Origin of the sequence: Methanocaldococcus sp. FS406-22, from assembly GCF_000025525.1 — an archaeon.
GTDB lineage: Archaea > AGJL01 > Methanococci > Methanococcales > Methanocaldococcaceae > Methanocaldococcus.
The window spans coordinates 1730409-1744386 of record NC_013887.1 but is presented as its reverse complement, the minus strand read 5'-3'; the positions used below and the strand labels follow the sequence as shown (position 1 = coordinate 1744386).

The 13978-nt window shown below is 31.8% G+C and carries 21 protein-coding genes and 1 tRNA gene; 14 read left to right on the top strand and 8 right to left on the bottom strand.

The features are described 5' to 3' along the window. Window positions 1-9: 9 nt before the first annotated feature. The 5 genes from trpD to MFS40622_RS09105 are packed head-to-tail and all read left to right on the top strand — an operon-like array spanning window position 10 to window position 3525. Entirely contained in the window at window positions 10-1017 is a 1008-nt protein-coding gene (gene trpD / locus MFS40622_RS09125) for an anthranilate phosphoribosyltransferase (RefSeq protein ID WP_012981387.1), read from the top strand. Between the two features lie 15 nt (window positions 1018-1032). After that, window positions 1033-1413 (top strand): hypothetical protein, encoded by a 381-nt coding sequence (locus MFS40622_RS09120; RefSeq protein WP_012981386.1) that lies wholly within the window; start codon window positions 1033-1035, stop codon window positions 1411-1413. A 9-nt stretch (window positions 1414-1422) separates the two neighbouring features. Continuing rightward, entirely contained in the window at window positions 1423-1944 is a 522-nt protein-coding gene (locus MFS40622_RS09115) for a HEPN domain-containing protein (RefSeq protein ID WP_012981385.1), read from the top strand. Between the two features lie 38 nt (window positions 1945-1982). Next, complete coding sequence (locus MFS40622_RS09110) at window positions 1983-2231, top strand: hypothetical protein (RefSeq protein WP_012981384.1); 249 nt, start codon at window positions 1983-1985, stop codon at window positions 2229-2231. A 40-nt stretch (window positions 2232-2271) separates the two neighbouring features. Further along, a complete protein-coding gene (locus MFS40622_RS09105) occupies window positions 2272-3525 on the top strand; it encodes a thiamine-phosphate synthase family protein (protein ID WP_012981383.1) in 1254 nt (417 codons plus the stop codon). Between the two features lie 67 nt (window positions 3526-3592). Here the strand turns inward: MFS40622_RS09105 and MFS40622_RS09100 are convergent. Next, window positions 3593-3669, bottom strand: a tRNA-Ala gene (locus tag MFS40622_RS09100). A 137-nt stretch (window positions 3670-3806) separates the two neighbouring features. Here MFS40622_RS09100 and argS point away from each other — a divergent pair. The 3 genes from argS (at window position 3807) to MFS40622_RS09085 (ending at window position 6729) form a co-directional block, all read left to right on the top strand. Continuing rightward, on the top strand, window positions 3807-5507 hold the full coding sequence (gene argS / locus MFS40622_RS09095; protein ID WP_012981382.1) for an arginine--tRNA ligase: 1701 nt from the start codon (window positions 3807-3809) through the stop codon (window positions 5505-5507). Between the two features lie 114 nt (window positions 5508-5621). Continuing rightward, a complete protein-coding gene (locus MFS40622_RS09090; protein ID WP_012981381.1) occupies window positions 5622-6215 on the top strand; it encodes an aminodeoxychorismate/anthranilate synthase component II in 594 nt (197 codons plus the stop codon). Between the two features lie 28 nt (window positions 6216-6243). Continuing rightward, entirely contained in the window at window positions 6244-6729 is a 486-nt protein-coding gene (locus tag MFS40622_RS09085; protein ID WP_012981380.1) for a hypothetical protein, read from the top strand. Window positions 6730-6846: 117 nt separating this feature from the next. On the opposite strand, the gene cyaB is transcribed toward MFS40622_RS09085, so the two are convergent. The 7 genes from cyaB to MFS40622_RS09055 all read right to left on the bottom strand — a co-directional run bounded on the left by cyaB (window position 6847) and on the right by MFS40622_RS09055 (window position 9732). Continuing rightward, entirely contained in the window at window positions 6847-7374 is a 528-nt protein-coding gene (gene cyaB, locus MFS40622_RS09080) for a class IV adenylate cyclase (RefSeq protein ID WP_012981378.1), read from the bottom strand. 6 nt (window positions 7375-7380) lie between these two features. Further along, the gene (locus MFS40622_RS09075) at window positions 7381-7818 is read right to left on the bottom strand and encodes an Rrf2 family transcriptional regulator (protein WP_012981377.1); all 438 of its coding nucleotides are present in this window, start codon (window positions 7816-7818) and stop codon (window positions 7381-7383) included. A 65-nt stretch (window positions 7819-7883) separates the two neighbouring features. Continuing rightward, entirely contained in the window at window positions 7884-7991 is a 108-nt protein-coding gene (locus MFS40622_RS09825) for a 50S ribosomal protein L41e (RefSeq protein WP_081874506.1), read from the bottom strand. Between the two features lie 76 nt (window positions 7992-8067). Further along, a complete protein-coding gene (gene gatC, locus MFS40622_RS09070) occupies window positions 8068-8316 on the bottom strand; it encodes an Asp-tRNA(Asn) amidotransferase subunit GatC (protein WP_012981376.1) in 249 nt (82 codons plus the stop codon). Between the two features lie 17 nt (window positions 8317-8333). Then, window positions 8334-9203 (bottom strand): 4-hydroxy-tetrahydrodipicolinate synthase, encoded by an 870-nt coding sequence (gene dapA, locus MFS40622_RS09065; protein ID WP_012981375.1) that lies wholly within the window; start codon window positions 9201-9203, stop codon window positions 8334-8336. A 10-nt stretch (window positions 9204-9213) separates the two neighbouring features. Continuing rightward, window positions 9214-9402, bottom strand: a complete 189-nt coding sequence (locus MFS40622_RS09060; RefSeq protein WP_012981374.1) for a 30S ribosomal protein S17e — start codon at window positions 9400-9402, stop codon at window positions 9214-9216. Between the two features lie 33 nt (window positions 9403-9435). Further along, a complete protein-coding gene (locus MFS40622_RS09055) occupies window positions 9436-9732 on the bottom strand; it encodes a chorismate mutase (RefSeq protein ID WP_012981373.1) in 297 nt (98 codons plus the stop codon). A 285-nt stretch (window positions 9733-10017) separates the two neighbouring features. Here MFS40622_RS09055 and MFS40622_RS09050 point away from each other — a divergent pair, with 285 nt between their 5' ends. The 6 genes from MFS40622_RS09050 to MFS40622_RS09025 all read left to right on the top strand — a co-directional run bounded on the left by MFS40622_RS09050 (window position 10018) and on the right by MFS40622_RS09025 (window position 13812). Next, window positions 10018-10761: a DNA polymerase sliding clamp gene (locus tag MFS40622_RS09050; protein WP_198003841.1), complete on the top strand. Its 744-nt coding sequence runs from the start codon at window positions 10018-10020 to the stop codon at window positions 10759-10761. Between the two features lie 3 nt (window positions 10762-10764). After that, window positions 10765-11274, top strand: coding sequence for a hypothetical protein (locus MFS40622_RS09045; protein WP_012981371.1), 510 nt, complete (start codon window positions 10765-10767; stop codon window positions 11272-11274). Beyond that, window positions 11252-11536 carry a 50S ribosomal protein L44e gene (locus tag MFS40622_RS09040; protein WP_012981370.1) on the top strand — a complete coding sequence of 95 codons (285 nt, stop codon included), beginning with the start codon at window positions 11252-11254 and terminating at the stop codon, window positions 11534-11536. Before MFS40622_RS09045 ends, MFS40622_RS09040 begins: the two co-directional genes overlap by 23 nt. A gap of 66 nt (window positions 11537-11602) precedes the next feature. Further along, window positions 11603-11788, top strand: coding sequence for a 30S ribosomal protein S27e (locus MFS40622_RS09035; RefSeq protein ID WP_012981369.1), 186 nt, complete (start codon window positions 11603-11605; stop codon window positions 11786-11788). 320 nt (window positions 11789-12108) lie between these two features. Further along, window positions 12109-12768, top strand: coding sequence for a 50S ribosomal protein L1 (locus MFS40622_RS09030; protein WP_012981368.1), 660 nt, complete (start codon window positions 12109-12111; stop codon window positions 12766-12768). Window positions 12769-12795: 27 nt separating this feature from the next. Then, the gene (locus MFS40622_RS09025) at window positions 12796-13812 is read left to right on the top strand and encodes a 50S ribosomal protein L10 (protein ID WP_012981367.1); all 1017 of its coding nucleotides are present in this window, start codon (window positions 12796-12798) and stop codon (window positions 13810-13812) included. Window positions 13813-13978: the final 166 nt, after the last annotated feature.

Genomic DNA, 13978 nt, shown 5'->3' with positions numbered 1-13978 from the left:
AGGGATAGCATGATAACTGAAGCATTAAAAAAGGTTATTGAATTTAAAGATTTAGATGAAAGAGAGGCAGAGGCTGTTATGAAAGAAATAATGAGTGGAAATGCAAAGCCAACACAGATAGCCGCTATCTTAACAGCTTTGAGAATGAAAGGAGAGACAATAGATGAGATAACAGCATTTGCAAAGATTATGAGAGAATTCTCATTAAAGATAAATCCAGACGTTCCAAAATTATTAGACACATGTGGAACTGGTGGAGATAACTTAAACACCTTCAATATAAGCACAGCAACTGCTTTTGTTGTCTCTGTTTATGTTCCAGTTGCAAAGCATGGGAATAAGGCAGTTAGTAGCAAAAGTGGAAGTGCTGATGTCTTAGAGGCTTTGGGAGTTAATTTAAATGTTCCTATTGAGAGAGTTAAGGAGTCTATAGAGAAGATAGGCATAGGATTTTTGTTTGCTCCCAATTTCCACCCAGCAATGAAGTATGCAACGCCAGTTAGGAGAGAGTTGGGAATTAGGACAGTTTTTAATGTATTGGGACCTTTAACAAACCCAGCAAATGCCAACTATCAACTAATGGGAGTTTATGATGAGGCATTGACAGAGAAGTTAGCAAATGTTTTAAAGAATTTGGGATTGAGAGGGGCTTTGGTAGTGCATGGTAGTGGAATGGATGAGATAACAACAATTGGAAAGACAAAGATATCTGAACTAAGAAATGGAGAGGTAAAGAGCTACTACATCGAACCAGAGGATTTTGGCATTAAGAGAGCTAAGTTAGAAGATATTAAAGGAGGAAATGCTGAAGAAAATGCTAAGATAATTAGAAATATATTTGAAGGAGAGGAGGTAGGAGCTAAGAGGGATATTGTTGTTTTAAATGCTGCCTATGCCTTATACATTGCTGAAGAGGCTAAAGATGTTGAAGAAGGAATTAAATTAGCTGAAAAATCCATTGATAGTGGAAAGGCATTAAAGAAGTTGGAGGACTTAATTGAATTCTACAGATTATAAAATTTTGGTGGAATTATGCCAACAGATGCAAAGATAACTATTGAACTTCCAGAAGGAGTTTCAAAGGAAGAGATACTAAAAGAGATTAAAAATCTAATTAGATTGAAAAAATATGAAGTAGATAGGGGCTTTAATTTACTCAATGATTATGATAAGAGGAGGGCTTTAAAGATAGCTGAATTTGTTGAAAATTACTTAAAAAAGCACTATCCAAAGATTAAGTTTAAAATAAGATTGGAGTATGATGACTTTGAGGATGAGATAAACGTTAGAATTATCTTTAAAAGTAAATTGTCAAGTGATGAATGGATTAAAATCCTTAATGAAATTGATGAAGCTATAATTAAAAACTTCAATAGAGATGAAAGAAAAAAGATATATGTCGTTAGTATTTAGGTAGAGATTATGAAAAAGAAGTTTTATTATAATCCAAAAGGATTTTATGATGTTGCAGAGAAAATAAAGGACGATAAAAGTTATAAATCAGAGGATAGATGTAGGACTGCAATAGGGAGATACTACTATTTTATCTTTCTAACGATTAGAGATTTGATTTTAAATGTTGATAAAAGGCCGTTAATACAAGATTTATTAAATTCTCCTCGAAGTCATTCTTATTTAAGGACATATTTAGAAGAACTTGCAGATATTACTGGAAATTTGGATTTTGATAAATTGTCTAAGAAAATTAAGAAGTTGCATTATCTTAGAAAACTGGCTGATTACAACACTGAAATGAGAATAACTTATCAAAATGCTGATAGAGCTAAAAAATTAGCAGATGAGATAATTGATAAGCTAAACTCAATAACCTACGATAACAAAAAAGGCTTAAAAGACATTCTTGAATATCTTGCTATAAAAGAAATGGATAGAAAAGTTAGTAAAAAAGAAGATAAAAAATATACCTCCCAGATTTTGGATTAGGGTGAATTATAATTTATATAGAACAAAGAGGGTTAAATATGGAAAAGATAATAATAAACTCAATGAAAAAAGTATTTTTAGAGGAATTAGAGGAACTTGAAAATGAATTAAATCAAATCTTTAAAAAATACAATGTTAAAAATAAAGATGAACTTAAAAGGAAACTCTCTGAAGGAAAAATTAAAGAAGATGATATTAAAGATGACTTAGAAAGGATTGAATTTTTAGAGGAGAACATAGAAAGAGTTATGAAGTGTTTGAGAGAGATAAATGTAAAATCCCTATAGCAACTTTTTCTTTCGTAAAATTAACAATTTGGTGGTTTTAATGATTATCTTGGCTGTTGGTGGTTATGACCCTACAGGAGGGGCTGGTATCTCTGCAGACGTAAAAACTGCCCATACCTTGGGAGTTTATTGTCCAACGATAATAACCTCAGTAATTCCTCAAAATAATAAAATAGTTTATGAAAAGCTTGATTTACCAGAAGAGAATATAAAAAATCAATTTAAAGCAATTTTTGAAGAATTTAATATAGAATATGTAAAAACTGGAGTTTTAACTTTGCAGAGTATTGATATTTTGCTAAAATACATTGATAAATATGATTTAAAGGTTATATGTGACCCAGTTCTTGCTTCTACAACAAAGTTTTCGTTTGTTGATGAGGAATTAATGAAAAGATATGTTGAGCTTTTCAATAAAAGCTTTTTAATAACTCCTAACAGAGATGAATATGAGAAGATAATGAATTTTGTGAAGAACAATAATCTAAAGCTTAGAGATGATCTACACATCTTAGTTACTGGTATTGATGATGTTTTAAAGATTGGTTCTGAAAATATAAAAGTATTTAAAGGATTTAAGGTCGATAGAGAGGTTCATGGGACTGGCTGTGTTTATTCAACAGCCATAACTGCATTTTTATCTAAGGGTTATAGTTTAGAAGATGCCATTAGAGAGGCAAAGAAATTTGTCTTATCTTCAGTTATCTATGCAAAAAAATCAAAGTTTGGTTATAACTCTAATCCTACTTATATCAATAGAGAGCAAGTAATAAAAAACCTTAGTTATGCCCTATATTTATTAAAAAAGATAAACTTTACCCTAATTCCAGAAGTTGGGAGTAATATAGCAGAGTCCCTTCCATATCCAAGAGATTTTAAAGATGTTGCGGCATTAACTGGAAGGATAATAAAAAATAAGCTCGGAGGATTTTATATTGTTGGAGATATTGAGTTTGGAGCTTCAGAGCATATAGCAAAGATAATTCTAACTGCAAATAAGTTCAATCCAGAGATAAGGGCCTGCATGAATATAAAGTATGATGAAGAGTTGATAAAATTATTAAAGGATAAATTTACAGTTTCTTCATTTGATAGGAAGGATGAGCCACCAAATGTCTCAACTATGGAATGGGGAACAAAAACAGCTTGTGAAAAATTTAGTGGAGTTCCAGACATTATCTACGATAGAGGAGGAGAAGGAAAAGAGCCGATGATTAGGGTTTTAGGTAGAGATGCTATAGAGGTTGTTAAAAAAGTTGAAGTTATTCAAAAGATATATAACTCATTAATGTGAATATCCAAATATTTTAATTAAATTTTATAAAATTATGAAACTAAAGTTTCTTAGAAACCAGAAAAAATGGTGGACTGGGCGGGATTTGAACCCGCGGCCTCCGCACAGCCAATGCGGCGCTCTCCCAGTCTGAGCTACCAGCCCACAAAATAGCACTGCTTTTATATAGCGTCCTCATATATAAACTTTTCTATTATACATTTAAATTAACAAATTAAAAAGAAAGTATTTAAACAAATTGGCTAATTTTAAAATTAAATAAAAAAGGATGAGGGAAAACTATGGACATCAAAAGCAATATTATCAACGCATTAAAAGAAGTGATTAGCAAAGAGATAGGCAAAGAGCTTGACATAAAATTGGATAAAACACCAAACTTAGAGTTGGGAGACTACTCTGTAAATATCTGCTTTAGATTAGCTAAAGAGTTAAAGAAAAATCCAAAAATCATTGCCGAGGAGTTAGTAGATAAGTTAAAAGCTATGAACATCGAAGGAGTTAAAGAAATAAAGGCAGTTAATGGATATATAAACTTCTACATCGATTATAACAAATTTGCTAAACATCTATTGGGGGATATTGATAAAAAAGGAAATGATTATGGTAAAGGAGACAAAAAAGGAATAAAAATTATCTTAGAGCACACATCAGCAAACCCTAACGGCCCTTTACATATTGGACATTTAAGAAATGCCATTATTGGAGACTGTTTAAAGAGAATACTGGAGTTCTATGGCTACGATGTTGAAACCCACTACTATGTAAATGATATGGGTAGGCAGATGGCTTTGGTTGTTTATGGAATTGATTTATTTGGTTTAGATGAAAACAAAAAGAAAGACCATGCAATTGCTGAAACTTATGTAAAAATTAATAAATACTTGGAGGAGCATCCCGAAGAAGAAGAAAAAATCCTTGAATTAATGAGAGAGTATGAAGATGCCTTAGAAAAGAATGAAAATAATGAGATAACTAAAAAATTTGAGTTTGCCGTTAATTATGCATTGGATGGGATAAAAGAAACATTAAATAATTTAAATATTAAGCACGATACCTTTGTTTGGGAAAGTTCCTATGTAAGAAATGGATTAGTTAAGGAAGTTATAAAAAAATTAATGGAAACTGGAAAGGTAATTAAAGAAGAAACCTACATGCTTGACCTTTCTGAATTTGGTATTCAAAAGAAGATGGTTTTAGCAAGGGCAAACGGAACAAGCTTGTATTCAACAAGAGATATTGCCTATCATTTAGATAAGCTATCAAAATGTGATATTGGAATAGATGTTTTAGGAGCAGACCACAAATTAACAGCTGAGATGGTTAAAGCTGCCTTAAAATTACTTGGAAGCAAAGTGCCAGAGGTTATATTTTATGAGTTCATCTCTCTTCCAGAGGGTTCAATGAGCACAAGAAGAGGGAGATTTATAAGTGCTGATGAGCTATTGGAAGAGGCTATAAAGAGGGCTAAGGAAGAATGCAATAAGAGAGGAGTAGAGGAAAATATTGCCTACGATATTGGATTGGGGGCTGTAAGATATAACATAGCAAGAATTTCCCCAGAGAAGCCAATGGTATTTAAATGGGAAGAAGCCTTGGACTTTGAAAAGGTTGGATGTCCATTTATACAGTATGCCCATGCAAGATGTTGTAGTATTTTAAAAGAGGCAGAAAATAAAGGAGTTAAAGATGAGGCAGTATTCAACTATGAATTAACAAATGAGGAGAAAGAATTAATTAAGATGTTGGACGAATTTAAGGATATAATTAAAGAAAGTGCTGAAAATAGAAAGGTGCATGTATTAGCAAACTACTTATTAGAGCTTGCTAAGGTATTTAATAGATTCTATGCAAATTGTCCAATTTTAATGACAAAAGTTGATGACAATGTCAAAAAATCAAGATTAAAATTAGTTAAAAGCACTAAAACTGTATTAGAGATAGGTTTAGGATTGTTGGGTATAAGATGCCCAGGAAGGATGTAAATTATTATTTTTAAAATTTTTATAGTAAAATGCCAAATTATCTTTTATTATCATCTATTATTTTCCCACTAATTTTTGTTAATATAAATTGGACAATTTGGGGGATTGATTAAAATGGGAACTAAAAAAGTTTTAGTTATTGATAATATTGACTCATTCGTTTGGAATTTAGTTCAATATGTAGGGACTTTGGGCTATAAAGTTAAGTTAGTAGATAACAAAATTACATTAGAGGAGATAAAGAAAATAGACCCAGATAGAATAATTATAAGCCCAGGGCCGAAAACTCCAAAAGAGGCTGGTAACTGCATAAAGATTATTCAAGAGGTAGAAATTCCAATATTAGGGGTTTGCTTAGGGCATCAGTGTATCGTTGAGGCATTTGGTGGAGAGGTTGGGAGAGCAGATAGAGTTATGCATGGAAAGGCAAGTTTAATAGAGCATGATGGTGAGGGAATTTTTAAAGACATTCCTAACCCATTCTATGGAGGGAGGTATCATTCCCTAATAGCTAAGGAAGTTCCAAAAGAGTTAAAAATAACTGCTAAGAGCTTAGACGATAACTATGTTATGGGAGTTAGACATAAAAAGTTGCCAATTGAAGGAGTTCAATTCCATCCAGAAAGTATATTAACCGAATCAAATAAATTGAAGTTCCCAGATTTAGGGTTAAAGCTTATTAAGAATTTTGTTGAGAATGAATATTGATAGCAAAAAATATTTTTAAGTGAAAAATATGGATGTTTATGAAACACTATACCAACTTTGCTTAGAATATAAGGTATTGTTGGATGATAAAGAAGTTCCACTATGGAAATTAAAAAAAGAGGATTTAGAAAAAGCTAACTTAGATTTACCATGGACTTCTATTAGAGATTTAGCTATCTATTTGTATGAACTAAAAAAGAAACAGCAAAACTCTAAGGAGCTTATTAAATGTGATATAATAGAGATTTTAGTAGGCATTGCTTTATTAAAGCCAGAGGAAGGAAGTAATTACATGGGACTTGTTACAGAAGATATGTGTCTAACTTATTTAAGTGAGCTTATAACCGCAAGAATCAACTGTATAGCAAGATACTACTACATGATGAAAAAACCACAAAATACAAATATATTTGATGAAATAATATTAAAATTTCCACAAAAGAAGGACATTAGAGCATCTAACATAAACGATTTAAGAGATTTGGTTGGAAAGATTAGAAATTATTTTAAATAATCCTAAAAATTTAAAACCTTTAAAAGCCCATTAAAAATACTGGAATTATGGATAACATCATAAGCAATGCTACAAATATTGCCAATATTTGCCTCTTACCTATTTTTGTGTTTTTCATTACAACCCCCTTAGCTCCAAGTATGATTTTCTAATTATATTGTCTTTACTAATATTTAAAGTTTTCAGTATCTCCATAAGTTCTTCCAAAACCTTATCTTTTTCAGTAATATCTGAGATTGACTTTTCTAATTCTAAAAACAAACCGAGACCCTCGACATCATCAATACTTGCCTCAATATCTCCCTTTTTGTAAATCTCCCTAATCTTTCTAATGGGCTTAACTTCTTTAAATCCAAGTCTTTTAAATATCTGCCTCATCTTTTCTTTATCCTCAATTCTTACTTCAATTTCTTCACGTGTTTTTGATATTTTATCTATTTTTGGACCTTTATATGTAACAAAGAAATTTCCATCTTCATCTCTAATCCTCAAAGCTTCATCGGTTTCCCTAAAATCCCTATCAATTCCATTGAAATAAATATCCTCTTGAAATTTCTTTTTGATAAATTTAAAGCCAAGATTTTTTAATTGCTCTACAACTTTATCTTTATCATCAATTTTCACTTTAATTTCAACCTCTATCATAACAACTCACCAAATAATAGAAATTTTTTCAACCACTTCCTTTAAAGTATTTTTTATTTCATCCCTATCTACATTTTCTACAACCAAGTAAATAATTACCTTATCTCCCTCCCTTTCAAGGACTGTTGATGTTATATTCCCTCCAATTTTTGATATTCTTGAAGTTATATCAGCCAATAACCCAATCCTATCCTTAGCCACAATCTGTAATTTTAAAGCTCCTAAGGTGATTTCTCCCTTTTCTAATAAATACAACCCCTCTTTTGTTAATCTAACCCCTCCATTCCTACCTTTTTTAGTTTCTACTAATCCCAAATCCCTCAAAACTCTAATTTTCACATCCAAGTTTTTTGGGTGAATGTTGAGTTTTTTGGCAAGCTCTCTAATTGTTATTGGCTCTTTTAAATGTTCCATAATCTTTTTAGTTATGCCCTCAACTTTCATAATCTCACAATTTATTTAAATTAATTGATTAATTCTTCTATAAAAATAAGAAAAGTAAAATAAATTTATGACCTAGCTCTCTTTCTCTCTCTTTTCAATCTTCTCAATCTTTTCTTGTACCATTTCCATCTCATTCTTCCTTTCTTTTTCCATCTTCTTGAACTCCTCTTTATGGTATCACCCTCTTATCTTATTTTTTAAATTTTTACCTAAATAATATGAAACCCTTACTTAAACTTTTTGGTTTTGTTATTTTAACCAGCTACCCTTTTCTACAACAACATAGCCCTCTTTATTTACCTTAGGAGCAATTTTTAGAAACTTCTCCCTAAATTCTGGATTACTTTCAACTGCTTCATCTTCCCTAAGAACATTTCTGCTGTCTATAATATAGTAACTCTCTTCCATCTCTAAGTTGAACTTCTCTAAAACCTCGCTGAATTTATTGATAATCTCTTCAGCCTCTTTTTTTATTTTTTCAATGGTTTTTTCATCCATTAAACTCACCGTAAAGGTTAGATTAAACCAAGTTCTCTTAAAACATTTTCCAAAATCTTTTTATGCTCTTCACTCATCTCACATAATGGCAATCTTAACTCCCCAGCAGGTCTTCCCATCATATTTAGGGCAGTTTTAACAGGGATTGGATTGGTTTCAATAAACATTGCCTTCATTAATGGGAATAATCTATAGTGGAGTTCTCTTGCTTTTTCAAAATCTCCATTTAAAGCATAATCAACCATTTCAACGAACTCTTTTGGAACTATATTGGCAACAACACTGATAACTCCTTTTCCTCCTAAGGCGATTATTGGGAGGGTTAGCTCATCATTTCCTGAAAGAACTGTTATCTTAGCATCATGTATTAGCTCAGAAACTTGGGATAAATTAGGATTTGCCTCTTTAACTGCTGAAATGTTGCTGTATTCTTCAGCTAAAAGCTTTACTGTCTTTGGTTCTAAATTAACAGAAGTTCTTGAAGGAACATTGTATAAGACAATTGGAAGATTTACTGATTCGGCAATCTTTCCAAAATGCCTTCTTAAACCTTCTTGTGTAGGTTTGTTGTAATAGGGAGTTATTGACAAAATGGCATCTGCCCCTACATCTTCAGCAAAAACAGAAAGCTCTATTGCCTCATCTGTGCAGTTTGAACCTGCTCCTGCAATAACTTGAACTCTTCCATCAACAATCTCTACAACCTTTTCAATAACTTTTTTATGCTCTTCATGGGATAGAGTGGGACTTTCTCCAGTAGTTCCAACAGCTACAACTCCACTAACTCCATTTTCAATTAAAAAGTTTATGTTCTCTTCCAATCCATCAAAATCGACTTCTTTATTTTTAAAAGGAGTAATTATGGCGGGATAAACCCCCTTAAACATAGCTTCACCTTTATTGGAGCTGTCTCATTTTGTGGGTGATATAACCTGCAATCCTATTTCTTAATCTTTTTGTTGATATTTGAGCAACTTCTTCTAAAACTCTTTTGTTTGTTTCAAAGTCAGTTGTAAATAAGTCTCTGTATTTTTTAATTAATTCCATAGCTGTTCTTTTAATTAATGCTTGCCTAATTCTTCCCATCGTCTCACCTGCTTAATTTTTATTTTTTATTAATTATTTGTTTTTATTTTGTGTTTCCTCAAGATACTGTTTTTGGAGAGCTTTATTGTGTTCTATAAGTATCTGAAATATTTTAATACCAATATTTTCATCAACGTTATGTTCTTTACAAAGTTTTCTTATTCTATCGTATATATATTTTTCTCTCTCTGGGTCGTCAATAGGAATACCAAGCTGATTTTTTACCTCAGCCACATCCTTAGCTAAACTATTTCTTTCGGCAATTAGCTTTAATATCTTATTGTCAATCTCATCAATCTTCTTCCTAATTTCAGTAAGTTTCTCTCTCATTGTAATCCCAGAATGTTATTATTAACTAAAACTTAAAAATAACTAAAAACAAAAGTATATATAAAGTTATCCACCATATTTTATGTGTATTTTAGAGACATAAAGACAAAAGATAGACAATACCTAAAATATGAAAGATTAGTATAAAAATGTTTTTATAACCTCAAAGTTTTGACATAAAAAGGTATTTATAAAACCTCAAATAGGTTTTATATTTATTCTTTCAGAAATCTACTATTAAATAATATTTATACAACTGACCATATTTTAGGCTGGTGATATATCATGTTCAGAGGGGTTATGGAGAGTGCAAAAGAGTTTAAAAAAGTTGTTGACACAATCTCAACACTTTTAGATGAGATTTGCTTTGAAGTTGATGAGGAAGGAATAAAAGCAAGTGCAATGGACCCAAGTCATGTTGCTTTGGTGAGCTTAGAAATTCCAAGATTGGCTTTTGAAGAATACGAAGCAGATTCTCATGATATTGGAATTGATTTAGAAGCATTTAAGAAGGTAATGAACAGGGCTAAATCAAAGGATAAATTAATATTAGAGTTGGATGAAGAGAAAAACAAGCTAAACATTATCTTCGAAAACACTGGAAAGAGGAAGTTCAGCTTAGCTTTATTAGATTTATCTGCTTCATCAGTTAAAGTTCCTGAAATAGAATATCCAAATATTATCATGATAAAGGGAGATGCTTTCAAAGAAGCATTGAAGGATGCTGATTTATTCAGTGATTATGTAATTTTAAAAGCTGATGAGGAGAAATTTGTTATTCATGCTAAGGGGGATTTAAACGAGAACGAGGCAATATTTGAAAAAGACAGCTCTGCAATTATTAGCTTAGAGGTTAAAGAAGAAGCAAAAAGTGCTTTTAATCTTGACTACCTTATGGACATGGTTAAGGGCGTTAGTTCAGGGGATATAATTAAAATCTATCTTGGAAATGACATGCCTTTAAAATTAGAATATTCAATTGCGGGAGTTAATTTAACCTTTTTATTAGCTCCAAGGATTGAGGGATAATACATGTACGAATCTTTAAAAAATTATTTTTTTGAAGAGATAAAAAGTGATAAATTATTAAAATTGCCTGATAATTTTTATGATGATGTTAGAAATTATATAAAAAATATTGAAGATGAAATTGAACTTGAAAGAGCAAAATATTATTTTAAAGAGCTTAGAAAGTTGAGAATATATAAAGCTCTATATTTAGATAATGAGAGGGAAAATCTCCTTCCAGAAGAGTTAAATATTATACATGCCATTGAAAGCTCTGTCACATTAAAAATTGAGAAATCCCCTGAATTTGAAAAACCTACTGAGATTGATACACCAAAACCTATATATACAATAAATGATATTGATGTTGTAAAGGTTGATAGAAACTTTCCACCATTCACAGACGGCACTTTTATATATAACCTAAACAAAAATGATGTCCTCTCTTTAGACAAAAAAATATCACATATTTTAGAAAAACACAAAATTATCTCAAGAATAGGTGAAAATTATGAAAATGCCGAAGAAAGTTAGAAGATACTGCCCATACTGTAAAAAACACACAATCCACATTGTAGAGAAGGCAAAAAAAGGAAAACCAAGTGAATTGACTTGGGGTCAGAGGCAGTTTAGAAGAGTTACAGCAGGTTACGGAGGTTTCCCAAGACCATTGCCAGACAGGTCAAAGCCAGTTAAAAAAATTGACTTGAGGTTTAAATGTACTGAATGTGGAAAAATGCACACAAAGGCAAATGGCTGCTTCAGGTCAGGAAGATTTGAGTTCGTTGAAAAATAAATTTAAAATCTCAAAATTTTTAAACCTATTTTAAACACTTAAACAAAATTGTAGAGAGGGGAGACAATGGAGTTAATCCCACAACCAAGGACAAAGTTCTTAAGGGTTCAATGTCCAGAGTGCAACAACGAACAGATTGTATTTGGGAGTCCAGCTACTGTTGTTAAATGTTTAACATGTGGGAAAGTTTTAGTTGAGCCAAGAGGAGGAAAAGGGAAGGTTAAGGCTAAGATATTAGAGATTTTAGGATAAATTTTCAACCCTTATTTTTAATAATTTATTTATTAATCATTAATTATTTGCTTAGAGGAAGATATCAAAGAATATAGTAATCATCACTAAACATACAGAATTAGAGAGTTTTAAACAACAAAGTCCTATTTCAATTAACCGAAAATTTTATATATGGTTTCAGATATCTTAGCAATATAAAATTTTCCAAAAATTTCCTGAAATCTGCTATTAAAGACACATAGGTAAAATAACCTTACTTTTTTAAGTAAAATATTTATATTGGATGCTATATAATATGGATGCTTTTTACTAAATATAAAAAAGAAAAGGAGGATAGCATGGAAAGAGAAGCACTGTTGCAAGCGGTGAAGGAGGCTCGCGAACTCGCGAAGCCGAGAAACTTCACACAGTCATTTGAATTCATAGCAACCCTCAAAGAGATTGACATGAGGAAGCCAGAGAATAGGATAAAGACAGAGGTAGTGCTTCCTCATGGAAGAGGGAAAGAAGCTAAAATAGCTGTTATTGGAACTGGTGACTTAGCTAAACAGGCAGAGGAAATGGGATTAACTGTCATTAGAAAAGAAGAAATTGAAGAATTAGGTAAAGATAAAAGAAAATTAAGAAAAATAGCTAATGCTCATGACTTCTTTATAGCTCAAGCTGACTTAATGCCATTGATTGGTAGATACATGGGGGTCATATTAGGGCCAAGAGGAAAGATGCCAAAACCAGTCCCAGCTAACGCAAATATAAAGCCATTAGTTGAAAGACTAAAAAAGACCGTTGTTATAAACACAAGAGATAAGCCATACTTCCAAGTATTAGTTGGAAACGAAAAAATGACAGACGAACAGATAGTTGATAATATAGAGGCAGTTTTAAACGTTGTTGCTAAGAAGTATGAAAAAGGTCTTTACCACATAAAAGACGCTTATGTTAAACTAACCATGGGTCCTGCTGTAAAGGTTAAGAAAGAGAAGACTAAGAAAAAATAAATTAAATAATAAGTGAAGGGGATAGAAATGGAAACAAAAGTGAAAGCTCACGTAGCCCCATGGAAAATTGAGGAAGTTAAAACACTCAAGGGGCTTATCAAAAGTAAGCCTGTAGTAGCTATTGTAGATATGATGGATGTTCCTGCCCCTCAATTGCAAGAAATTAGAGATAAAATTAGAGATAAAGTTAAATTAAGAATGTCAAGAAACACTTTAATTATAAGGGCTTTAAAAGAAGCTGCTGAAGAATTAAACAATCCAAAATTAGCTGAGTTAGCAAACTACGTTGAGAGAGGGGCAGCGATATTAGTTACAGACATGAATCCATTCAAGTTATACAAGATGTTAGAAGAGAATAAAAGTCCTGCTCCTGTAAGAGGAGGACAGATAGCTCCTTGTGACATTAAAGTTGAGAAAGGTTCAACTGGAATGCCTCCAGGACCTTTCTTAGGAGAACTTAAGAGTGTTGGTATCCCAGCTGCAATAGAAAAAGGTAAAATTGCAATTAAAGAAGATAAAGTTGTTGTTAAAAAAGGAGAAGTTGTTTCACCAAAATTGGCAGCTGTCTTAGATAGATTAGGGATTAAGCCAATAAAAGTTGGTTTAAACATCTTAGCTGTTTATGAAGATGGTATCATCTACACACCAGATGTCTTAAAAGTTGATGAAGAGAAGTTATTAGCTGACATACAGGCTGCTTACCAAAACGCATTCAACTTAGCATTCAACACAGCATACCCAGCAAAGGAAGTATTGCCATTCTTAATACAGAAGGCATTCATAAACGCAAGAGCTTTATCAGTAGAGACAGCATTCGTAACAAAAGAAACAGCTGGAGATATATTAGCAAAAGCTCAAGCTCAGGCATTAGCTGTTGCATCCAAATTACCTGACGAAGCATTAGATGAAGACATTAAAGCTAAGTTATCCTCAGTAGAAGTTTCAGCTGCTCCAGTAGCTGAGGAGAAGAAAGAAGAAGAGAAAAAAGAGGAAGAGAAGAAAGAAGAAGACACAGGAGCAGCTGGATTAGCCCTATTGTTCTAACCGAAAAATATAAATAACTAATTATAAATAGTGAATTGCAAACTCTATTTCAATTGTTGTTGTTTGGATATTGGCAATGATTAGACATCAATGAATAAATAAGCAAAAAATAAATAAAACAAACACAATATAACCCACAAAAACTAAAATAGAAAATTGGAGGTGT